General features: G+C 70.7%; 25 protein-coding genes. 17 read left to right on the forward strand and 8 right to left on the reverse strand.

Going from position 1 to position 19,954, the window contains the following annotated elements; translation table 11 throughout:
* The first annotated feature begins 11 nt into the window (after window positions 1-11).
* Entirely contained in the window at window positions 12-836 is an 825-nt protein-coding gene (locus VGK78_RS17400; protein ID WP_331528990.1) for an inositol monophosphatase family protein, read from the forward strand.
* Between the two features lie 136 nt (window positions 837-972).
* The gene (locus VGK78_RS17405) at window positions 973-1,266 is read left to right on the forward strand and encodes a DUF4193 domain-containing protein (RefSeq protein ID WP_329649916.1); all 294 of its coding nucleotides are present in this window, start codon (window positions 973-975) and stop codon (window positions 1,264-1,266) included.
* Window positions 1,267-1,743: 477 nt separating this feature from the next.
* On the opposite strand, the gene VGK78_RS17410 is transcribed toward VGK78_RS17405, so the two are convergent.
* Entirely contained in the window at window positions 1,744-2,031 is a 288-nt protein-coding gene (locus tag VGK78_RS17410) for a DUF4235 domain-containing protein (protein WP_331528991.1), read from the reverse strand.
* A 9-nt stretch (window positions 2,032-2,040) separates the two neighbouring features.
* Window positions 2,041-2,529: a DUF3093 domain-containing protein gene (locus VGK78_RS17415; protein ID WP_331528992.1), complete on the reverse strand. Its 489-nt coding sequence runs from the start codon at window positions 2,527-2,529 to the stop codon at window positions 2,041-2,043.
* A gap of 50 nt (window positions 2,530-2,579) precedes the next feature.
* Between VGK78_RS17415 and dut the strand changes: the two genes are divergently transcribed.
* From dut to VGK78_RS17435, 4 genes are all read left to right on the forward strand, one after another.
* Window positions 2,580-3,089: a dUTP diphosphatase gene (gene dut, locus VGK78_RS17420; RefSeq protein ID WP_331528993.1), complete on the forward strand. Its 510-nt coding sequence runs from the start codon at window positions 2,580-2,582 to the stop codon at window positions 3,087-3,089.
* A gap of 22 nt (window positions 3,090-3,111) precedes the next feature.
* Complete coding sequence (locus VGK78_RS17425; protein ID WP_331528994.1) at window positions 3,112-3,738, forward strand: DUF3710 domain-containing protein; 627 nt, start codon at window positions 3,112-3,114, stop codon at window positions 3,736-3,738.
* Window positions 3,739-3,766: 28 nt separating this feature from the next.
* Complete coding sequence (locus VGK78_RS17430) at window positions 3,767-4,129, forward strand: OB-fold nucleic acid binding domain-containing protein (RefSeq protein ID WP_331528995.1); 363 nt, start codon at window positions 3,767-3,769, stop codon at window positions 4,127-4,129.
* 70 nt (window positions 4,130-4,199) lie between these two features.
* Entirely contained in the window at window positions 4,200-4,946 is a 747-nt protein-coding gene (locus tag VGK78_RS17435; protein WP_331528996.1) for a DUF3159 domain-containing protein, read from the forward strand.
* Here VGK78_RS17435 and VGK78_RS17440 read toward each other — a convergent pair.
* Together VGK78_RS17440 and VGK78_RS17445 are read right to left on the reverse strand one after the other, a co-directional pair.
* Window positions 4,921-5,592, reverse strand: a complete 672-nt coding sequence (locus tag VGK78_RS17440; RefSeq protein WP_331528997.1) for a TrkA family potassium uptake protein — start codon at window positions 5,590-5,592, stop codon at window positions 4,921-4,923. The genes VGK78_RS17435 and VGK78_RS17440 overlap by 26 nt on opposite strands.
* 10 nt (window positions 5,593-5,602) lie before the next feature.
* Window positions 5,603-6,247, reverse strand: a complete 645-nt coding sequence (locus tag VGK78_RS17445) for a TrkA family potassium uptake protein (protein WP_331529059.1) — start codon at window positions 6,245-6,247, stop codon at window positions 5,603-5,605.
* Window positions 6,248-6,286: 39 nt separating this feature from the next.
* On the opposite strand from VGK78_RS17445, the gene VGK78_RS17450 reads away from it, so the two are divergent.
* From VGK78_RS17450 to acnA, 6 genes are all read left to right on the forward strand, one after another.
* Window positions 6,287-8,338 carry an APC family permease gene (locus VGK78_RS17450; protein WP_331528998.1) on the forward strand — a complete coding sequence of 684 codons (2,052 nt, stop codon included), beginning with the start codon at window positions 6,287-6,289 and terminating at the stop codon, window positions 8,336-8,338.
* A 7-nt stretch (window positions 8,339-8,345) separates the two neighbouring features.
* A complete protein-coding gene (locus VGK78_RS17455; RefSeq protein ID WP_331528999.1) occupies window positions 8,346-9,449 on the forward strand; it encodes a class I SAM-dependent RNA methyltransferase in 1,104 nt (367 codons plus the stop codon).
* A 69-nt stretch (window positions 9,450-9,518) separates the two neighbouring features.
* Entirely contained in the window at window positions 9,519-10,241 is a 723-nt protein-coding gene (locus VGK78_RS17460; protein WP_331529000.1) for a VOC family protein, read from the forward strand.
* Between the two features lie 57 nt (window positions 10,242-10,298).
* The gene (locus VGK78_RS17465; RefSeq protein WP_331529001.1) at window positions 10,299-10,628 is read left to right on the forward strand and encodes a hypothetical protein; all 330 of its coding nucleotides are present in this window, start codon (window positions 10,299-10,301) and stop codon (window positions 10,626-10,628) included.
* A gap of 44 nt (window positions 10,629-10,672) precedes the next feature.
* Complete coding sequence (locus tag VGK78_RS17470; RefSeq protein WP_331529002.1) at window positions 10,673-11,023, forward strand: MmcQ/YjbR family DNA-binding protein; 351 nt, start codon at window positions 10,673-10,675, stop codon at window positions 11,021-11,023.
* Between the two features lie 114 nt (window positions 11,024-11,137).
* Window positions 11,138-13,831: an aconitate hydratase AcnA gene (acnA, locus tag VGK78_RS17475; protein ID WP_331529003.1), complete on the forward strand. Its 2,694-nt coding sequence runs from the start codon at window positions 11,138-11,140 to the stop codon at window positions 13,829-13,831.
* 251 nt (window positions 13,832-14,082) lie between these two features.
* Here the strand turns inward: acnA and VGK78_RS17480 are convergent, their stop codons facing one another.
* From VGK78_RS17480 to VGK78_RS17490, 3 genes are all read right to left on the reverse strand, one after another.
* Window positions 14,083-14,208: a hypothetical protein gene (locus VGK78_RS17480; protein WP_331529004.1), complete on the reverse strand. Its 126-nt coding sequence runs from the start codon at window positions 14,206-14,208 to the stop codon at window positions 14,083-14,085.
* Between the two features lie 163 nt (window positions 14,209-14,371).
* Window positions 14,372-15,181 carry an ABC transporter permease subunit gene (locus tag VGK78_RS17485; RefSeq protein ID WP_331529005.1) on the reverse strand — a complete coding sequence of 270 codons (810 nt, stop codon included), beginning with the start codon at window positions 15,179-15,181 and terminating at the stop codon, window positions 14,372-14,374.
* A complete protein-coding gene (locus VGK78_RS17490; RefSeq protein ID WP_331529006.1) occupies window positions 15,178-16,086 on the reverse strand; it encodes an ABC transporter ATP-binding protein in 909 nt (302 codons plus the stop codon). The genes VGK78_RS17485 and VGK78_RS17490 overlap by 4 nt, the downstream gene beginning before the upstream one ends.
* Window positions 16,087-16,271: 185 nt before the next feature.
* Here VGK78_RS17490 and VGK78_RS17495 point away from each other — a divergent pair, with 185 nt between their 5' ends.
* The 5 genes from VGK78_RS17495 to VGK78_RS17515 all read left to right on the forward strand — a co-directional run bounded on the left by VGK78_RS17495 (window position 16,272) and on the right by VGK78_RS17515 (window position 19,140).
* Window positions 16,272-16,616, forward strand: a complete 345-nt coding sequence (locus tag VGK78_RS17495; protein ID WP_331529007.1) for a thiamine-binding protein — start codon at window positions 16,272-16,274, stop codon at window positions 16,614-16,616.
* Entirely contained in the window at window positions 16,606-17,019 is a 414-nt protein-coding gene (locus tag VGK78_RS17500) for a secondary thiamine-phosphate synthase enzyme YjbQ (protein ID WP_331529060.1), read from the forward strand. The genes VGK78_RS17495 and VGK78_RS17500 overlap by 11 nt, the downstream gene beginning before the upstream one ends.
* 229 nt (window positions 17,020-17,248) lie before the next feature.
* Entirely contained in the window at window positions 17,249-17,725 is a 477-nt protein-coding gene (locus VGK78_RS17505) for an XdhC family protein (protein WP_331529008.1), read from the forward strand.
* Window positions 17,722-18,447, forward strand: coding sequence for a sulfite exporter TauE/SafE family protein (locus VGK78_RS17510; RefSeq protein ID WP_331529009.1), 726 nt, complete (start codon window positions 17,722-17,724; stop codon window positions 18,445-18,447). The genes VGK78_RS17505 and VGK78_RS17510 overlap by 4 nt, the downstream gene beginning before the upstream one ends.
* Window positions 18,448-18,528: 81 nt before the next feature.
* Window positions 18,529-19,140, forward strand: a complete 612-nt coding sequence (locus VGK78_RS17515; RefSeq protein ID WP_331529010.1) for a DUF3105 domain-containing protein — start codon at window positions 18,529-18,531, stop codon at window positions 19,138-19,140.
* Between the two features lie 6 nt (window positions 19,141-19,146).
* On the opposite strand, the gene VGK78_RS17520 is transcribed toward VGK78_RS17515, so the two are convergent.
* Entirely contained in the window at window positions 19,147-19,935 is a 789-nt protein-coding gene (locus tag VGK78_RS17520) for a GNAT family N-acetyltransferase (protein ID WP_331529011.1), read from the reverse strand.
* Window positions 19,936-19,954: the final 19 nt, after the last annotated feature.

The raw sequence follows: 19,954 nt of genomic DNA on the forward strand, positions 1-19,954 counted from the left end.
TCACGCCCCGGATGACCGATCCGGCGGAGCTGCGCGACCTCGCGCTGGCGACCGCGCGCGAGGCCGGCGAGCTCGTCCTCCGGCTGCGGAACGAGGGCGTCGAGGTGGCCGGCACCAAGTCCAGCGGGACCGACATCGTGACCCGCGCCGACCAGGCGGCGGAGGCGCTGGTCCGCGAGCGACTGCTCGGCGTACGACCTGAGGACGGGATGGTGGGAGAGGAGGGCGACGACCTTCCGGGCAGCTCGGGCGTGGTGTGGATCGTCGACCCGATCGACGGCACCGTGAACTACCTGTACGGACACCCCCACTTCGCGGTCAGCATCGCGGCGGAGGTCGAGGGCGAGGTGGTGGCCGGAGTCGTGGTCGCGCCCGCGCTGGGTCTGGAGTACGTCGCGACCCTGGGTGGTGGCGCGACCTGCAACGGTCGGGACATCCGGCCCCGCCCGGTCGTGCCGCTGGGGGAGCGGCTCGTGGCCACCGGCTTCAGCTACGAGCAGCCCGCGCGAGCCCGGGAGGCGGCGTACATCGCGGCGCTGCTGCCCCGGGTGAGGGACCTGCGGCGGCAGGGATCGTGCGCCCTCGACCTGTGCGGCGTGGCCGCCGGGACCCTCGACGCCTATGTCGAGGAGGGCGCGCACATCTGGGACCACGCGGCCGCCGGGCTGGTGGTGTTGGAGGCCGGTGGCATCCTCGAGGTCACCCGCTCGCCGGGGAACAAGCGACTGCTCATCTGCGCCCCGGAAGATGGGTACGGGGAGTTCCGAGCGGCCGTCGTCGAGGCCGGATTCGTGGGTGCTGAGGGACCGAACGCGACCCTCCGATCAGGGGAATAGCCACCGGTCACTCCCTGTTCATGAGACACGGCGCGGTCGGAAGGTGCGGTACGAGCGGTCTTCGGGCACAATCGGCGCGCCGACGAGCGGCGCCGGGGGTACCGGCCGCCGAGATGGGGAGAGAGAAAGCACACGCATGGCCACCGATTACGACGCACCTCGTAAGAACGAGGAAGACCAGTCCGAAGAGAGCATCGAAGAGCTCAAGGCGCGTCGGCACGACAAGAACTCCGGCAAGGTCGACGAGGACGAGGCCGAGGCCGCCGAGTCCTTCGAGCTGCCCGGCGCCGACCTCTCGCACGAGGAGCTGGCGGTCGAGGTGATGCCGCGCCAGGAGGACGAGTTCACCTGCATGAGCTGTTTCCTGGTCCACCACCGCAGCCAGCTCGCCGACGAGAAGCGGCTGATCTGCCGCGACTGCGCTGCCTGACGGCTTCATGACCGGGTCCCACCCGGCCTGACCACCAGACGCCGAGCCCGCCCGGAATGATCCGGGCGGGCTTTGCTCTGCGCTGACCCGGCTCTTGCCGACGTCAGGGAGCGCCGACCCGGCTCTTCCCGACGTCAGGGAGCGCCGACCCGGCAGAAGCGCTCGTCGCACCACTCACCGATGCCGGGGCGGGCCTGGGCAGTGGCCGGTGAGCGGGGATCGGTTCGAGGCATCGAAGGGGTCCCAGCTCACCGCCGCTCGGCGTCCGCGTGGGGCGTGCGTAGGGGCCGGTGAGCGGGGATCGGTTCCGGGTGTCAGGTGGGTCTCAACTCACCGCCGCTCGAGTTGGGCGGGCGCGCCCAGGTTGCTCAGCGAGGATCCACCCGGAGCGCCCACCACTTCTGCCGGGTCGGCGTCGTACGACGTAGCGAAGAGCCGGGTCGGCGCCGTACGACGTAGCGAAGAGCCGGGTCGGCGCTAGTCCTTCTGGAGCTGCGGGGGGAGGTGCCCGGCCGACTTCAGGAAGTAGTTGGCGGCGCGGCGCTGGGCCAGCATCCGGGCGAGGGCGATGAAGGTGCCGCTGACCACGGCCCAGGCGACCGCCTCGGCCATCTGCACGTCGGGGTCGGCAGGGTTGGCCGGCGGGTGCTTGCCGGTGGCGGCCTTCCAGCCCGTGTCGAGCGCCTTCTTGGCCAGGGCCGCCGCGCCGAGCGCGGAGACCAGCGAGAAGACGGTCCAGAGCTTGCTGCCACCGGAGTCAGCCATGCGGGAAGGCTATCGCGGGGCCTCGGAGCCTGAGATCACCCGGATGGCTGCTGCCAGGTGCTCGGGGTCGCGGCTGCTGACCAGCCAGTACGGCGTGGGGTCGCGCTCGTCGCGCACCGTCACCCGGACGCTGCGCTTGAGGTAGGGGCGGAGCAGGAGGAAGGCCCGCACGTCGGCGCCGGGGCCGGCCACCCGCCGCGTCTCGGCGACGTCGAGCGGCTCCGCCCCGCCCAGGAACTCGCCCGCGATCCGGGCCCGCCCGGCCCGCAGCCAGCCGTCCTCGACGTCGACCCGGGGCGACCCGTAGCCGAGGAACAGGCCGACCATCACCAGCAGCAGGAACGCCGACGCCGACCAGGCCACGAGGGCCGGGGTCGCGACCACGAAAGCGAGCCAGAACGTCGCGACCAGCATCGTGCCCTGCACCCACCAGCGCAGCGGGACGCTGAGCCGCTCGTGGTGGGATCCCGGCACAGCCGGATCGGGGGTCGCGCGCACGAGCACAGCCAACCATCCGGTCCGGGGCCCGGGCTGGATAGGGTCCGCACGTGTCCGACTCCGCAGACCGACCGGGCCTGCCCGTCGCGATCCTGCGTCTCGACCGCGGGCTGCCGCTCCCGGCGTACGCCCACCCCGGCGACGCCGGCGCCGACCTGATGACCACCGTCGACGTCACCTTGGCGCCGGGGGAGCGGGCGATGGTGCCGACCGGGATCTCGCTCGCGCTCCCCGAGGGGTACGTCGCGCTGGTCCATCCCCGCTCGGGGCTCGCCGCGCGCCACGGACTCTCGATCGTGAACACCCCCGGCACCATCGACGCCGGCTACCGGGGCGAGATCAAGGTGCTGCTGGTCAACCACGACCCGTCCGAGCCGGTCGAGCTCAAGCGTGGCGACCGGATCGCCCAACTGGTGTTCCAACGGTTCGAGCGAGCGGTGTTCACCGAGGTCGACGCCCTGCCCGAGTCGGTCCGGGGGATCGGGGGATACGGTTCAACAGGAGGCTCCGCCGGGCTCTCTGCCGGGCCGCCGGATGCTCCCGTGCCCGACCGCTCGTGACCGACAGCTGGGAGTCGCACTGATGTTCCGCCGCAGGGCCCGCTCGGAGCCGGACCCGCCCGAGCTCGACGACCTCGACGAGCTCGACGACGAGGCCGAAGTCGCGACCGGGCCCTGGGACTCCGAGTCGCTCCCGGACGACGGTCTCGACCGGGTCGACCTCGGGTCTCTGCTCGTGGCGCCCCGCGAGGGCGCCGAGCTGCGCCTGCAGGTGGACGAGAACACCGGCGAGGTGCAGTCGGTGATGCTCGCCGCCGAGGAGGGCGCGCTCGAGCTCCGGGCGTTCGCGGCCCCGCGGAACGGCGATCTCTGGTCCGAGGTGCGACCGCAGATCGCCGCCGACATCTCGCGGCACGGCGGCACCGCCACCGTCCGCGAGGGCCGGTGGGGCACCGAGCTGGTCTGCCAGATGCAGGTGGTGATGCCCGACGGCAGCCAGGCGATGCAGCCGTCGCGGATCATCGGCGTCAACGGTGCTCGCTGGCTGCTGCGCGGGACGTTCCTCGGCCAGCCGGCCGTCGAGCCCGAGGGCGCCGAGGACTGGGAGGACGCGCTCGCCGCCGTCGTGGTGCACCGGGGTTCACACGCCATGCCGGTCGGCGATGCCCTTCCGCTGACCCTCCCCGACGACGCCCAACGACTCACCTGATCCTGGACTCACGATCTACGCTGGAGTCGTGGGTGAGAAGAGCAAGCTGCGGCGCACGATCAGCAGCTGGGCCAACGCCGAGGACCAGCATGCCCGCGAGCTGCGGGAGACGACCAAGGCCGGCCGGTGCGACCTGATCGCGGACTCCTCCGACCGGAGGCCGGTGCGGCTGCGCGGCACCCTGCGTACGGTGACGCTGCGGCCCCGCGGCGGTGTGCCGGCCCTCGAGGCGGAGCTGTTCGACGGTTCCGACTCGCTGACCCTGGTCTGGCTCGGACGGCGCGAGATCGCGGCCATCTCACCCGGGCGGTCGGTCGAGGTGCTGGGCCGGATCGGCCGGCACGGCGGCGACCGCATCATCTACAACCCGCGCTACACCCTGCTGCCCTGACCCGACCTCAACGACCGCCTGCCCTGACCGCCCGCGCGGCGCCGCCCGCCATCCGACGTACGGACATCCGATGACCCAGCCGCCGAGTCAAGCGCCACCGACGACGGACACCGTCGAGGCCCTGGTCCGCCGACAGCTGAGCGAGGCCCTCGGCGGCCGCCGCGGCATGGTCGAGGCGGCGGTCCCGACCCTGACCTTCACCGTGGTCTGGCTGCTCACCCGTCGGCTCGAGCTGGCGCTGGGCGCGAGCATCGGGGTCGCGGTCCTCGAGCTGGCCGCCCGGCTCGTGCAGAAGCAGACGGTGAAGTTCTGCGTCAACGCCCTGGTCGGCATCGCGATCGGCTGGGTGTTCGTGCACCTCGCCGCGAGCCGCGGCGGCAGCGCCGACGACCAGGCGCTCGCGTACTTCGTCCCCGGGCTGCTGTACAACGCCGGGTACGCCGTGGTGATGGGGCTGACCTGTATCACCGGCTGGCCGCTGGTCGGCTTCATGATCGGCAGTGTGACCGGCGACCCGACCTCCTGGCACACCGACCGGCAGGTCGTCCGGCTCTGCAGCCGGCTGACCTGGCTGCTGGTCCTGCCGTGCGCGGTGCGGGCCCTCGTCCAGGGGCCGATCTGGCTGGCGGGCCACTCCGGCAGCGTCTCCGCCGACACGGCGGTCGCGGCGCTCGGCGTGCTCAAGATCGCGATGGGCTGGCCCCTGCAGCTCGCGGCGCTGGCCGCGATGTCATGGCTGCTCGGTCGCAACCACACGCCGCTGCAGCACGGCGGGCGGGCCGGCGGTCAGGTCAGCCCGGCGCGTGGTCAGGGTTGAGCAGCGACTCCAGCTCGTTCTCGACGTCCGCCGACACCACGAACAGCAGCTCGTCGCCGGCCTCGATCGGCTGCTCGCCGTCGGGCGGGTAGACCTGGCCGTCGCGCAGGATCGTCACCAGCGCGACGTTCTCGGGGAAGGGGATCAGGCCCGACGGCTTCCCGACGTACGGCGAGTCGTCCGGGAGGGTGAGCTCGACCAGGTTGGCGTTGCTCTGGCGGAACGTGAAGAGCCGGACCAGGTCGCCGACCGTCACCGCCTCCTCGACCAGTGCCGACATGATCCGCGGCGTCGACACGTTCACGTCGACGCCCCAGGCCTCGTTGAACAGCCACTCGTTGTTCGGATGGTTCACCCGGCCCACGGTGCGCGGCACCGCGAACTCGGTCTTGGCCAGCAGAGCGGTCACCAGGTTCACCTTGTCGTCCCCGGTGGCGGCGATGACCACGTCGCAGTCGTCGAGATGCGCCTCCTCGAGGGAGGACAGCTCGCACGAGTCCGCGAGCAGCCACTCGGCGTCGGGAACGCGTTCGGGCTTGATCGAGTGCGGGTCCTTGTCGATGAGCAGGACCTGGTGGCCGTTGGTGATCAGCTCGCGGGCGATGGAGCGGCCCACGGCCCCTGCTCCGGCGATGGCGACTCTCATGTCAGGACCTTCAGTCTTCCGGGCCTTCGTTGATCACGTGGTAGGCGCCGGCGGCGTTCTCCTCGCGCATCACCAGGTGGAGCAGGTCGCCCTCCTGGATCACGCTGTCGATCGTCGGCAGCATGCCCTCGCCGAGCCGGTCGATCCAGGCGATCCGCGACTTCGACGCGGCCTGGAAGTCGACCGTCCGGTGCCCGACCCAGGTGGTCGGCGCCGGGACCTGGTCGACCCGGATCGTGCCGGACGGATCACGGAAGTCCGGCTCCGCGCCGACCGGGAGCAGCCGGCGCAGCACCTGGTCGGCGGTCCACTTCACGGTGGCCACCGTGGTGATGCCCAGCCGCTGGTAGACCTCGGCCCGCCCGGGGTCGTAGATGCGGGCGACGACCTGGTCGATGCCGAACGTCTCGCGGGCCACCCGGGCGGCGATGATGTTGGAGTTGTCACCGCTGGAGACGGCCGCGAACGCGTCCGCGCGCCGGATCCCGGCCTTCTCGAGGACCTCCTGGTCGAAGCCGTAACCGGTGACCTTGTCGCCGTTGAATCCCGGGCCCAGACGGCGGAAGCTGTCGGGCTCGCTGTCGATGACCGAGACCGTGTGGTTGCGGTCCTCGAGGCTGCGCGCCAGGGTCGATCCGACCCGGCCGCATCCCATGATCACCACGTGCACGGAGAAACCGTATCCTGTCCCCTCGTGGGTGTCGGCGACGTCTCCAAGCGGATCCTGCTGGGGCGAAAACTGCGGAGCTCCCAGCTGGGCGAGACGCTTCTGCCGAAGCGGATCGCGCTCCCGGTGTTCGCCAGCGACGCCCTCTCGTCGGTCGCCTACGCTCCCGACGAGGTCTTCATCATGCTCGGCCTGGCCGGCGCCTCGACCTATCTCTGGTCGTGGAAGATCGGCATCGCCGTCGCCGTGGTCATGCTCACCGTGGTCGCGTCGTACCGCCAGAACGTGCACGCCTACCCGAGCGGCGGGGGCGACTACGAGGTGGCGACGGTCAACCTCGGGCAGACGGCAGGCGTCACGGTCGCCGCGGCCCTCCTGGTCGACTACGTGCTCACGGTGGCGGTCTCGGTCTCCTCGGGTGTCCAGAACGCAGCGGGTGCCCTGCCCTGGATCTCGCACCACGAAGTCGAGGTGGCCGTCGGGCTGGTCCTGGCGCTGGCGGCGATGAACCTCCGAGGCGTCCGCGAGTCGGGCGCCTTCTTCGCGATCCCGACGTACTGCTTCATGGCCGGTGTGCTCGGGATGGCGCTGGTCGGCGTGATCCGAGGCTCCTCCGGGACCCTGCCGAACGTCGAGAGCGCCGACCTCACGATCCTCCCCGCGCCCGGGTACGACGGCGGGAACCTGACCGGCCTGGCGCTGATCTTCCTGCTGGCGCGGGCCTTCTCGTCCGGGTGCGCGGCGCTGACCGGGGTCGAGGCGATCTCGAACGGCGTGCCGGCGTTCCGCAAGCCGAAGAGCCGGAACGCCGCGACCACGCTGCTGATGCTCGGCACGGTCGCGGTCACGATGCTGATGAGCATCATCCTGTTGGCCCACCACATGAAGATCAAGTACGTCGACGACGTCTCGCGGCTGCAGGACCACGGCAAGCCGATGCCGGCGGGCTATGACCAGCCGACGGTGATGGCCCAGATCTCCAAGGCGGTCTTCGACAACTTCACCCCGGGCTTCTACTTCGTCCTGGCGGCGACGGGGATCATCCTGATCCTGGCCGCCAACACCGCGTTCAACGGCTTCCCGGTGCTGGGCTCGATCCTGGCCCGCGACGGGTTCATGCCGCGGGCGCTGGGCTCGCGGGGCGACCGGCTGGCGTACAGCAACGGCATCCTCGTGCTGGCCATCTTCGCCTGCGTCCTGATCGTCGCGTTCAACGCCGAGACGACCCGGCTCATCCAGCTGTACATCATCGGCGTCTTCGTGTCGTTCAACCTCAGCCAGCTGGGCATGATCCGGCACTGGACCCGCCACCTGAGGACCGAGACCGACCCGGCCGTCCGGCGCCGGATGTACCGGTCGCGGACGATCAACACCTTCGGCCTCGGGATGACGGCGGTGGTCTTCGTGGTCATCCTGCTGACCAAGTTCCTGGCCGGCGCCTGGATCGCGATCCTCGCCATGTGCGTGTTCTTCGCGATGATGAAGGGCATCCGGCGCCACTACGACAACGTCTCCCGCGAGCTCGCCGCCGACGAGGAGGACCGGTTCCTGCCGACCAAGGTGCACGCGGTCGTGCTGGTCTCGAAGCTGCACAAGCCGACCCTGCGCGCGCTCGCCTACGCGAAGGCGACAAGGCCCAACGTGCTCGAGGCGGTGTACGTCGCCTCCGACGACGCCACCACGAAGGCGCTCGTGCAGGAGTGGGACGACCGCAACCTCGGCGTACCGCTCAAGGTCCTGTACTCGCCGTACCGCGAGATCGTCCGGCCGATCATCGAGTACGCCACCCAGATCCGGAAGGCCAACCCGCGTGGCGTGGTCGCCGTCTACATCCCGGAGTACGTCGTCGGTCGCTGGTGGGAGCAGCTGCTGCACAACCAGACGGCGCTGCGGCTGAAGGGACGGCTGCTGTTCACGCCGGGGGTGATGGTCACCTCGGTGCCGTACCAGCTGCACTCCTCCGAGATCGCCCGGGAGCGCGCCAGGCGGGAGGTTCACCGGGTCAAGGCCGGTGACCTGCGCCGCGGGACGGTGCGGAGCGGCGGGCAGGCACCGCCGCGCCGCCAAGTGCCCCGGTGAGCCCCTCGTGACCCGGCGCCGCCCGCGTGAGCGCACGGCCCGAGGGCGGTCGCACGTCGGCGAGCGGTTCGAGGTCGAGGTCGGACCGGTCGCCCACGGTGGCCATTGCGTGGCGCGCCACGACGACCGGGTGGTGTTCGTCCGGCACGCGCTGCCGGGGGAGCGGGTCGTGGTGTCGGTGACCGAGGGGTCGGAGGGCGACCGCTTCTGGCGGGGCGACGCCGTCTCCGTGCTGTCCGCGTCGACCGACCGGGTCACGGCGCCCTGCCCGTACGCCGGCCCCGGCCTGTGCGGCGGCTGCGACTTCCAGCACGTGACTCCGGCCGGCCAGCGGGGTCTGAAGGCAGCCGTCGTCCGCGAGCAGCTGTCGCGCCTGGCCGGCCTCGACGTGGAGGTGTCGGTCGAGGAGGTGCCGCCGCTGCTCCGCTGGCGCACCCGGATGCGGTACGTCGCGCTGCCGGCCGGAGCGCGCGGCCTCCACGTCCACCGGTCGGACGAGGTCGTCGAGATCGACGATTGCCTGATCGACGCCGGACTGCCTGCACGCGACTCCGAGACCGTCGAGACGTCGTACGGCAGCAAGAGGCTCCGAGTGGACCCCGACGGCTTCTGGCAGTCCCACCTCGAGGCGCCGCGGGTGCTGGTCGAGACGGTGCTGTCCTTCCTCGCCCCGCGGGCGGGGGAGAAGGTGCTGGACCTCTATGCCGGCGTGGGGCTGTTCGCGGCGTTCCTCTCGGATGTGGTGGGCCCGTCGGGTCGGGTGGTCGCCGTCGAGGGGTCTCGGGTCGCCTGCCGGGACGCGCGCTCGAACCTGCCAGCCTCCGTCACGGTCGAGCACGGACCCGTCGACCGAGTCCTGGTGTCGGCGTACGACGAGCCGTTCGACCTGGTCGTCCTCGACCCGCCGCGAGAGGGGGCGCGGCGGAAGGTGGTGACCCAGATCGTCGACCGGGCCCCGCGAGCGGTCGCGTACGTCGCCTGCGACCCCGCCGCCCTGGCTCGCGACCTGGCGACGTTCGCCGAGCTGGGATACGGGCTAGGCGACCTGCGCGCCTTCGACCTCTTCCCGATGACGCAGCACGTCGAGTGCGTGGCGCTGCTGGAGCGCTGAAGCCGGCCGGCACGGTGCCGGCCGGATATCGCGTTGAGCCGCTCGACGCCGCGCTCGTAGCGTGACCCGATGACCCCCCGGCTCCACGCGCTCTGCTTCGACGCGAACGACCCCCAGAGCCTTGCTGGCTTCTGGGCGGGCGTCCTGGGGTGGCAGCCGGTGGACGACCGCTCGGGTGGGAACGCGCTGGTGCCGACCGATGACACGGGGTTCCGGCTGCGGTTCGTGCCCAGCCAGGCCCGCAAGGACAGCCCGAACCAGATCCATTTCGACCTCACCAGCACCTCTCCCGACGGCCAGCAGGAGACGGTGTCCAGGGCGCTGGGACTCGGAGCGCGGCACATCGACGTCGGTCAGCGTCCGGAGGAGGGGCACGTCGTGCTCGCGGACCCCGAGGGCAACGAGTTCTGTGTCCTCGAGCCGGGCAACGAGTTCCTCGCCGACTGCGGGTTCCTGGGAGCCCTCTCCTGCGACGGCTCGCAGGCGGTCGGCTACTTCTGGAGCGAAGCGCTCGGCTGGCCGCTGGTCTGGGACCAGGACCAGGAGACCGCGATCCGCTCGCCGCACGGCGGTCCGAAGGTGACGTGGGGCGGCCCGCCGGTGGCGCCCAAGCACGGCAAGAACCGGCTGCACTTCGATCTCGTCGCGGCCGAGGGCACTGATGTGGAGTCCGAGGTCGACCGGCTCATGGCGCTCGGGGCTGCCCGCGTCGACATCGGCCAGGGCGACGTGGGCTGGGCGGTGCTGGCCGACCCCGACGGCAACGAGTTCTGTGTGCGGCCGCCTCGATGACGACGGACGAATCCTCGAGATGGAACGTCCGAGAGAAAGGCCACGCTCGGCTCGTGAATGAACGTCGGCCCCGCCGGGTACTTCTGGTTCATGCCTGCGGATCCCGCACTGATCCGGATGCTGCGCGCCGGCCGGGACGAGGGTCGTGACCTCGACAGAGCCCTGGACGCCGTGACCCGAGTCTTCGGCCGTGCGAGTACGGCGGAGCGGGTCGGTCCCCATTTCACGTGCAGCGAGGCGAACCGAATCGCGGAGCTCCTGATTGCAAGCCGCCACACGGACGCCGCGATCGTCTGGTTGGAAGCGCATGCAGCCGGCGACGGCGAGGAGGACGTGCACGGCGGTTCCGGATTCGACGCGGCCCGCTACATCAGCGGAGGTCGCTGAGCGAACCGAACGTGAGTGTCGGCGTGCTGTGCCAGGCTCGGCCTGTGCCCTGCGACACCGGCGACGCCCACGACCTGATCGGTCAGCTCGAGGACGTCGCGGTGAGCGACTTCGACCGCTACACCAAGTTCGAGGTGTCCGGCCGCACCTTCGGCTACCTCTGGGAGCCGACCAGCACCGTCGGCCTCAAGCAGACCCATGCCGAGCAGGAGGCGCTGGTGGCCGAGCGGCCCGAGGCGTTCGAGGTGCAGTTCACGACCAGCGGCTTCGGCTGGGTCGTCGTCCATCTCGACCAGGTCGAACGCGACGAGCTGGCCGAGCTGGTCTTCGAGGCGTGGCGCCTCAGTGCGCCCGTGCGACTGCTCGAGCAGCGCGGGGAGAAGCTCCCGGTTTGAGCCGGCAGAGCCGCGACATGTATCTTGATATCAAGAGATCTGCCCGCCTTCCTGACGCCCGAACGGCGACGGCAAGATGGGCGCGTACGCCGACTTCGCGAGGAGATGTGACGGATGGCCAGCAAGGACAGCTTCGGTTCGAAGGGCGCGCTGGAGGTCGGTGACCGCAGCTACCAGATCCACCGGCTGTCGGCCGTCACCGGGGAGGGGCTGGACGTCGCGAGCCTGCCGTACTCCCTGAAGGTCCTCCTGGAGAACCTGCTGCGCACCGAGGACGGCGCCGACATCACCGCCGACGACATCCGAGCGCTGGCCGGCTGGGACGCCGAGGCGCAGCCGGACAAGGAGATCCAGTTCACGCCCGCGCGGGTGATCATGCAGGACTTCACCGGCGTGCCCTGCATCGTCGACCTCGCCACCATGCGTGAGGCGATGGCCGACCTCGGCGGCGACGCCACCAGGATCAACCCGCTCGCACCGTCCGAGCTGGTCATCGACCACTCGGTGATCGCCGACGTCTTCGGCACTCCCGAGGCGTTCGAGCGCAACGTCGAGATCGAGTACCTGCGGAACAAGGAGCGCTACCAGTTCCTGCGGTGGGGGCAGAGCGCGTTCGCCGACTTCAAGGTGGTGCCGCCGGGCACCGGCATCGTCCACCAGGTCAACATCGAGCACCTCGCCCGCGTCGCCTTCACCCGCGAGGTGGACGGTGAGCTCACGGCGTACCCCGACACCTGCGTCGGCACCGACTCCCACACCACGATGGTCAACGGCATCGGCGTGGTCGGCTGGGGCGTCGGGGGCATCGAGGCCGAGGCGGCGATGCTCGGCCAGCCGGTGAGCATGCTGATCCCGCGCGTGGTCGGCTTCAAGCTGTCCGGCGAGCTGCCCGAGGGCTCGACCGCGACCGACCTTGTGCTCACGATCACCGAGATGCTGCGCCAGCACGGCGTGGTCGGGAAGTTCGTGGAGTTCTACGGCGAGGGGGTCGGCGCGCTGCCGGTCGCCAACCGCGCCACGATCGGCAACATGAGCCCGGAGTTCGGCTCGACCATCGCGGTCTTCCCGATCGACGAGCAGACCGTGGAGTACCTCCGGCTCACCGGCCGCACCGACGAGCAGCTGGCGCTCGTCGAGGCCTACGCCAAGGAGCAGGGCCTCTGGCACGACCCGTCGGCCGAGGGGTACGTCGAGCCCCGCTACAGCGAGCGGCTCGAGCTGGACCTGTCCGAGGTCGTCCCCTCGATCGCCGGCCCGAAGCGGCCCCAGGACCGGGTCGAGGTGACCAAGGCCGTCGAGGGGTTCGAGAAGGCGCTGAAGGACTACACCGACGACCGGGACGCGACGGCGGAAGTCACGCTCGACGGTGAGACCTTCGAGATCGGTCACGGCGCGGTGAGCATCGCGGCGATCACCTCCTGCACCAACACCTCCAACCCGAGCGTGATGATCGCCGCGGCCCTGCTGGCCAAGAACGCGGTCGAGAAGGGCTTGCACCGCAAGCCCTGGGTCAAGACCACGCTGGCGCCGGGCTCGAAGGTCGTCAGCGACTACTACGAGCGCGCCGGCCTCACGCCGTACCTCGACAAGCTCGGCTTCAACCTCGTCGGCTACGGCTGTACGACGTGCATCGGCAACTCGGGCCCGCTCATCCCCGAGGTCAGCGCCGCCGTCAACGAGAAGGACCTGGCCGTGGTCAGCGTGCTCTCGGGCAACCGGAACTTCGAGGGCCGGATCAACCCCGACGTGAAGATGAACTACCTGGCGTCGCCGCCGCTCGTGGTCGCCTACGCGCTGGCCGGCTCGATGGAGGTCGACCTCTTCGAGGACGCGCTGGGGCAGGACGCCGACGGCAACGACGTGTTCCTCAAGGACATCTGGCCGTCGCCGGCCGAGGTGGAGCAGGTGATCGGCGAGGCGATCACCGCCGAGATGTTCAGCAAGGACTACGCCGACGTCTTCGCCGGGGACCAGCGCTGGCAGGAGCTGCCGACACCCGAGGGCGACACCTTCGCCTGGGACGCGGACTCGACGTACGTCCGGAAGGCGCCGTACTTCGACGGAATGCCCCACGAGCCCGACCCGGTCACCGACATCGAGGGTGCGCGGGTGCTGCTCAAGCTCGGTGACTCGGTCACCACCGACCACATCAGCCCGGCGGGGGCGATCAAGAAGGACAGCCCGGCGGGTCACTACCTCGCCGAGCACGGTGTCGAGCAGCGTGACTTCAACTCCTACGGCTCGCGCCGGGGCAACCACGAGGTGATGATCCGCGGCACGTTCGCGAACATCCGGCTCCGCAACCAGCTGGCACCCGGCACCGAGGGCGGCTTCACACGCGACTTCACACGCGGCGGCGAGGTCACCTCGGTCTACGAGGCGAGCGTCAACTACCAGGAGGCCGGGGTCCCGCTGATCGTCCTGGCCGGCAAGGAGTACGGCTCCGGCTCGTCCCGCGACTGGGCGGCCAAGGGCACGGCGCTGCTGGGGGTCAGGGCCGTGATCGCCGAGTCCTACGAGCGCATCCACCGCTCCAACCTGATCGGGATGGGCGTGCTGCCGCTCCAGTTCCCCGCGGGCAAGACGGCCGACGACATGGGGCTGACCGGCGAGGAGGCGATCTCGATCTCCGGCATCACCGAGCTCAACGACGGCATCACACCGCGCACGGTCACGGTCTCGATCGAGAAGGACGGGCGGGTCGACGAGTTCGAGGCGACCGTGCGCATCGACACCCCCGGCGAGGCGGGCTACTACCGCAACGGCGGGATCATGCAGTACGTGCTGCGGAACCTGCTCAGAGGCTGAGCCGGGACGTCATACGGACGGAGCTCTCCATGGCTCTGTCCGGATGACGGTGCGCAGAATTTCCGGAGCGACACCCCTCCTTCGGCAGCGCTCGCCGCGTGAAGCGTGTGTGATGGACGCGCACACCCGGAGGAGTGAAGTCGCAGAGCCGCGACGCGCTGGCCCGGCTGCGAGCCCTCCTGCCCGGCCCGGATGCCGACGTCAGCGACGCTGCAGCTCGCACGCGGCCGTGAGGACCGGGACGAGGTCGATCACACCTCGAGACCAGGCAGTGGGTGCGTGACGCCCTTCAGCAGCGACTCGGCCGCGTCGGCGAAGCGACCCGGGGCGCCGGCGGGGTCGAGTTGCCGCGCGACCCGCTCTGCGCCGGCCCTCATGCCGAGCGCCGTACGGACGGAACGCACGGAGTCGGTCGGCGGCCGTCGCACGCACGGGGAGTTCGTGAACGCGCTGCTCGACGCATGAGCCCCGCAACGTCATACGGACGGAGCCGTAGACGACTCCGTCCGCATGACGTCCTGCACCCCGTGCGGCAGGCGGCTACTTCACCTCGGCCCTCGTCACCCGCCAGAGCCCGATCGCCAGCGGCAGCAGGAGCCAGACGGAGCCGGTGAGCGCGAACTGGGTCCAGTCCTGCGCCGAGAAGCCGCCGTCGTACATCCGGTTCTGGTTGTAGTTGAAGTCCACCCACGGCTGGGCCTTCTCGAACCAGTCCTGGTTGGCGGCCAGGATCCCGGAGATGGTCGGGACCACGAACCAGTAGCTGAAGTAGGTGACGATCGCGCCGGGCGAGTTGCGGATCAGGACGCCCAGCATGAAGCCGATCATCATCCCGACCAGGTCGGCCCCGACGATGTAGAGGATCGACGTGAAGGACAGGTTCCACGTGGTGTCGACGCCCTTGAGGCCGGTGCCGATGATGTTGCCGAGGGCGCCGACGGCCAACGCCAGCGCCATCGAGACCAGGCCGACCGCGATGGTCACGACCAGCTTCGCCCGGATCACCCGGCCGCGGTGCGGCACCAGGGTGAACGTCGTCAGCCCGGCGCGCTGGCTCCACTCACCGGTCACCGCGAGGATCGCCACGACGGGCAGCAGGACCGTCATCGGGACGCCGATCGCCGCACCGAAGTTGTCGTAGGTCAGGTCGCTGTCGTTCGCGAAGGCCAGCACGGCTCCGGTGGCGAGCAGCCCGGCGGCCGCGATCGCGATCATCAGCCAGAACCCGGACCGGGTGTCGAACGCCTTGCGGAGCTCGACGCCCACCACGGTCCGGAACGGGATCGGCGCGTGCTCCGGCCGGCGTTCGCTCTCAGCGACCTGTGTGTTCTCCATGACTGCGGTGCTCATGCCGCCACTCCCTCTCGTACATCTTCTCGTGCGTCGTCCTTGGTGAGCTCGAGGAACATCTCCTCGAGGCCGGCCCCGTCGGCGGGGCGCAGCTCGGTCAGGGGTACGCCGGCCGCGAGCGCGATGCGGCCGACCTGCCCGGCGTCCGCGTCGGTGCGGAGGCCACCCAGCGACGTCTCCGCGGTGTGCCCGGCGCCGGTCAGCGCAGCTGCCAGAGCGGCGGTGTCCGCCGCGCTCGCGAACGTGCCCGCGGCGGCCAGGAGGCTGCTCTTGGTGCCCGAGGCGACGATCCGGCCGTTGCCGATCACGACCAGGTCGTCGGCGATGACCTCGATCTCGTGGAGCAGGTGCGACGAGAGGAGGACGGTGCCGCCCTTGTTGGCGAAGCCGCGCAGCAGGTCGCGCATCCACCGGATGCCGGCCGGGTCGAGGCCGTTGGCGGGCTCGTCCAGCACCAGCATCTCGGGGTCGCCGATCAGGGCCGTGGCGATGCCGAGCCGCTGGCGCATGCCGAGCGAGTAGTCGCGGACGCGGCGTCCGGACTCCTCCTCGCTGAGGCTGACCAGGTCGAGCATCTCGTCGACGCGGCCCCGCGGGACCCGCATCGTGCGCTGGGCGAGGGTCAGGATCTCGCGGCCGGTGCGGCCGGCGTGCTGCGCCGACGCGTCGAGCAGCACCCCGATCTCGCGGCCGGGGTTCGGGAGGTCGGCGTACCCGCGCCCGAGCACGGTGGCCGTGCCCGAGGTCGCCGGCGTGAGGCCGACCATGATCCGCATGGTGGTCGACTTCCCGGCGCCGTTCGGTCCGAGGAAGCCCGTCACGCGGCCGGGCTCCGCCCGGAAGGTCACATGGTCGACGGCGGTGAAGCCGCCGTACTTCTTGGTCAGTGAGTCGACGATGATCATGGCGAGGACTCTCGCCGCCGTTGGCCCTCGCCCACATCGGGGAGCCCGCTGATCCGATCCCTGCCGGCGCCCCCGGAAACCCTGAGGCGCCTCAGGGTCCGCGGTCAGGGTCGAGCGGTGTCGGTGGTCGAGCGGAGTCGAGACCACGAACGCCCCGCGCAGCACGTGGGCCGTACGGTGGTCGCATGCTCGTGGCGATCAGCATCAGTCCTTCAGGTGGAGACGAGACGGGCGGCGTGAGTGCGTCCGTGGCCGAGGCCGTGCGGGTCATCCGCGACTCGGGGCTCCCGTGCGAGACCAACGCGATGTTCACCAACATCGAGGGGGAGTGGGACGAGGTGATGGCGGTCGTGAAGAAGGCGGTCCTCACCGTCGCCGAGACCTCACCGCGGGTCGGGCTCGTGCTCAAGGCCGATCTCCGCGCCGGTCACGACACCGGTCAGATGAGCGCCAAGGTCGAGCGGATCGAGCAGCGGCTGGCTGACGGACGGGCCGATGGACAAGCCGGTGGACGGGCCGATGGACAGTGAGGTCGTCCAGGTCCACACCGGCTCCGCGGACGCCGTCCACGACCTGACCAGGGAGTGCGAACGGTTCGTCTCGTCGTACGCCGGTGACGCCTCCGGCCTGCTCCACGTCTTCGTCCCGCACGCGACGGCCGGTATCGCGATCATCGAGACCGGTGCCGGCTCGGACGACGACCTGCTCGCCGCACTCGCCGACCTGCTGCCGTCCGACGACCGCTGGCGGCACCAGCACGGGTCGCCGGGACACGGTCGTTCGCACGTGATGCCGGCGGTCGTACCGCCGTACGCGACCGTGCCGGTCATCGACGGTCGGTTGGCCCTGGGCACGTGGCAGAGCATCTGCCTGGTCGATCTGAACGTCGACAACCCCGATCGCGAGGTGCGCCTGTCGTTCCTTCCCGCCTGAGGCAGGGGATCGAGGACGCAACGGCCGCCCTTCCACGTCGGGAGAGATGACGGGAAGGGCAGCCGTGCGGGCAACAGTCGCCGGACGGGGACCGGCGGTCGCGCCGCGGCCAGCGAACATCCCGGAGCACCGGTTGTCTGTCTGCCCGCTGACACAACCGTGAACGCGCGCGTGGGCGAAGGTTCCGGGCGGGTGCGCCCGGGGCCGCAGCGCCTGGCAGGGTGGACCCGTGACGACCGCACCTCGCGAGCAGCCCTGGTCCGACGAGCAGTCCGAGCACGGACGAATCCTGCTGCTCACCGCCAACCCCATCTCGCAGGCGATCTTCACGATCGGCACGGCCGTCGGTCGGCTCGTGGTCGTCCTGGCGGAGGACGAAGCCGGCCCGGGGCTCGCCTCGCTGATGCCGGCGGAGCGTGACGCGGTGGTGCTCTGCGACCACGACGCGCCCGACGCCGCGCAGTTCCTCCGTGACGCGCTGGCCTCGCCCGCGACGTACGTCGCGATGATGGCGAGCCGCCGCCGCGCCGAGACGCTCCTGGCCGAGCTCCAGGCCGACGGTGTGCCGAACCTGGAGAAGCTCCACGTCCCGGCGGGGCACGACCTGGGCGGCAAGGCGCCGGGCGAGATCGCGCTCTCGGTCGTCGCGGAGATCGTGGCCGAGTCCTACGACCGGTCGGGCGGCTCGATGCGCGGTCCTCGTTGACCGACCTCGCCTGGCCGGTCGTCGTCGCGATCGGCCTGGTCGTGACGCTCGGTGCCTACGTGCAGGCGGTGGTGGGGCTGGGCATAGGCCTGCTCGGCGCCCCGGTGGTGGCGCTGGTCGACCCGTCGTTGGTGCCGGACCTGACGCTCTGGCTGGCCCTGCTCATCTCCGGGCTGAACCTGCTCGGAGAGCACGAGCACGTCGACTGGCGTTCCACGGCCTGGTCGTTGCCCGCGCGGGTGCCGGGGACGGTGGTGGGGGCGTGGCTCGTGGCCGTGTTCTCCGAGAAGCAGATCGGGGTCGTGCTGGCGGCCATGGTGTTGGCCGCGGTCGCACTCTCCCTGCGCGCGCTCGAGGTGCCGGTCAACGCGGCGACCCTGGCGACGGCGGGTTTCGTGGCCGGCGCCACCGGCACCGCTACCTCGATCGGCGGCCCGCCGATCGCGCTGCTGTACCAGCGCCGCGAGCCCCACGTCGCTCGCGCGACCATGTCGGTGTTCTTCTTCGTCGGGGTGGTGCTCAGCCTCGGGGGACTCGCGATCGCCGGTGCGCTCGACCGCGAGCCGTCCGTGCTCGCTCTGCTGATGGCGCCCGGTGTCGTCCTCGCGTACGTCGTGGGGCGTCACACCCGCAACGTGATCGACCGCGAGACGTTCCGCCGGGGCGTTCTCGTGGTCTGTGCGTTCTCCGCGTTGGTTCTGCTCGTACGTTCCGTCGCCTGAAGGGTTCGAGGTCGCTGCCGGGACGTACCGACCTCCCGGTTTCGCCCTGATCGCGTCCGAGGCCCCGATACCCTTCCCCGCGTGTCCAGCGCCCCCACTCGAGCGGGAAATCCCAACGTCAAGCGCGCCATCATCGGCGTGGGGTTGCTGGTGCTGATCGGCATCCTGGCCTACCAGATCTACCGGGCCCAGCAGCCGCCGAAGGGGGACGACCCGCACAACGACATCCCCCAGCTCACGGCGGTCAAGACCTACGACTTCGTCGGCGGTCAGCACACCACTGACCCGGTGCACTACGCCCAGGTGCCTCCCGCCGGCGGGCCGCACGACCCCACGTGGGACGACTGCGGCGTGTACGACAGGCCGCCGCGCAACGAGAACGCCGTGCACGACCTCGAGCACGGCACGGTCTGGATCACCTACAAGCCCGGCCTCCCGACCTCGGACGTCCAGAAGCTCGAGGCAGCGCTCGACACGGTCAAGAGCGGGAAGATCATGCTTTCGCCGTACCCCGGTCTGCCGGCGCCGGCGGTCGTCACGGTGTGGAACGCCCAGCTCGACCTCACCGGTGCCGACGACCCGCGGCTGCCGATCTTCCTGAAGTTCTACGGCGACGGGCACACCGCCCCGGAGGCGGCGTTCGCGACATGCAAGGGCGGCGCGCACATCTATGCGTCCCCCGACAAGCCCTGACCGGAGTCATCCCGCGGGCTTCCGCTCGGCCTGGAGCTGGCGCTCTGTCTCGGCGAACCCCACGCTGCGGTAGATCCGGATCGCCAGGTAGTCGGGGTCGGCCACCATCACCAGCGTGTGGGCGCCCAGCTCGTCGTAGCCGTAGCGGCTGACCCGGTGCACGAGGGTGCCGGCCAGGCCGCGTCCGCGGGCGTCCGGGTGGGTCTTCACGCTCTGGAAGCGGGCGAGGCCGGGTGAGGCCGTGAAGAGTCCCATCGAGGCAAGCAGCCGGTCGCCCTCGAAGGCGCCCCACCAGGCCCCGTGCCCGGCGTCCACGAGGCGGCGCTGGGCCGCAGTCCGTGCGGTGACGAACGGCAGCTCGTACCCCACATCCTCGCCGGCCCGTGCGACCTCGATCTGCTGGGCCCAGTCGCTGTCCGAGTCGAGCGGACGGTAGGTCGCGTCGGTGTTGGGACGAGGCGGTTCGTGCACCGAGGTTGCCGTCATCACCGCGGAGAGATCGACGTCCAGCCCGATCTCGGCGAAGGGCGCCAGGTCGTCGATCGTGCCGGCCTGGCCGTCCACGCCGAAGGTGCGGTGACGGGCTCCGGGGAACTGCGTCTCGAACGTGGCCACCCAGCTGCGCGCCTCGTCGGCGTCCGACGGAGGCGTGGAGAGCAGAAAGAAGTTCCCCCACCAGTACGCCGGGTTGTCGGGCGTGCGAACGACGAGGTGGGTGCCGCGGTCCTCGATCTCGCTTCCGGAGTGCTCGAGCATCGCGAGGTCGGTGCGGAAGGCGAGCGACGCGATATCCATGTGCGGCACCGTACGAGTC

It is taken from the genome of Nocardioides sp., assembly GCF_036503465.1.
Taxonomy (GTDB): Bacteria; Actinomycetota; Actinomycetes; order Propionibacteriales; family Nocardioidaceae; genus Nocardioides.

Excerpts from the sequence above, each read along its gene's own strand:
- VGK78_RS17400 (WP_331528990.1), top strand. The coding sequence starts at position 12 with ATGACCGATCCGGCGGAGCTGCGCGACCTCGCGCTGGCGACCGCGCGC.
- VGK78_RS17405 (WP_329649916.1), top strand. The coding sequence starts at position 973 with ATGGCCACCGATTACGACGCACCTCGTAAGAACGAGGAAGACCAGTCC.
- VGK78_RS17410 (WP_331528991.1), bottom strand. The coding sequence starts at position 2,031 with ATGGCTGACTCCGGTGGCAGCAAGCTCTGGACCGTCTTCTCGCTGGTC.
- VGK78_RS17425 (WP_331528994.1), top strand. The coding sequence starts at position 3,112 with ATGTTCCGCCGCAGGGCCCGCTCGGAGCCGGACCCGCCCGAGCTCGAC.
- VGK78_RS17435 (WP_331528996.1), top strand. The coding sequence starts at position 4,200 with ATGACCCAGCCGCCGAGTCAAGCGCCACCGACGACGGACACCGTCGAG.
- VGK78_RS17440 (WP_331528997.1), bottom strand. The coding sequence starts at position 5,592 with ATGAGAGTCGCCATCGCCGGAGCAGGGGCCGTGGGCCGCTCCATCGCC.
- VGK78_RS17445 (WP_331529059.1), bottom strand. The coding sequence starts at position 6,247 with ATGGGATGCGGCCGGGTCGGATCGACCCTGGCGCGCAGCCTCGAGGAC.
- VGK78_RS17460 (WP_331529000.1), top strand. The coding sequence starts at position 9,519 with ATGACCCCCCGGCTCCACGCGCTCTGCTTCGACGCGAACGACCCCCAG.
- VGK78_RS17465 (WP_331529001.1), top strand. The coding sequence starts at position 10,299 with ATGAACGTCGGCCCCGCCGGGTACTTCTGGTTCATGCCTGCGGATCCC.
- acnA (WP_331529003.1), top strand. The coding sequence starts at position 11,138 with ATGGCCAGCAAGGACAGCTTCGGTTCGAAGGGCGCGCTGGAGGTCGGT.
- VGK78_RS17480 (WP_331529004.1), bottom strand. The coding sequence starts at position 14,208 with ATGAGGGCCGGCGCAGAGCGGGTCGCGCGGCAACTCGACCCCGCCGGC.
- VGK78_RS17485 (WP_331529005.1), bottom strand. The coding sequence starts at position 15,181 with ATGAGCACCGCAGTCATGGAGAACACACAGGTCGCTGAGAGCGAACGC.
- VGK78_RS17490 (WP_331529006.1), bottom strand. The coding sequence starts at position 16,086 with ATGATCATCGTCGACTCACTGACCAAGAAGTACGGCGGCTTCACCGCC.
- VGK78_RS17495 (WP_331529007.1), top strand. The coding sequence starts at position 16,272 with ATGCTCGTGGCGATCAGCATCAGTCCTTCAGGTGGAGACGAGACGGGC.
- VGK78_RS17500 (WP_331529060.1), top strand. The coding sequence starts at position 16,606 with ATGGACAGTGAGGTCGTCCAGGTCCACACCGGCTCCGCGGACGCCGTC.
- VGK78_RS17520 (WP_331529011.1), bottom strand. The coding sequence starts at position 19,935 with ATGGATATCGCGTCGCTCGCCTTCCGCACCGACCTCGCGATGCTCGAG.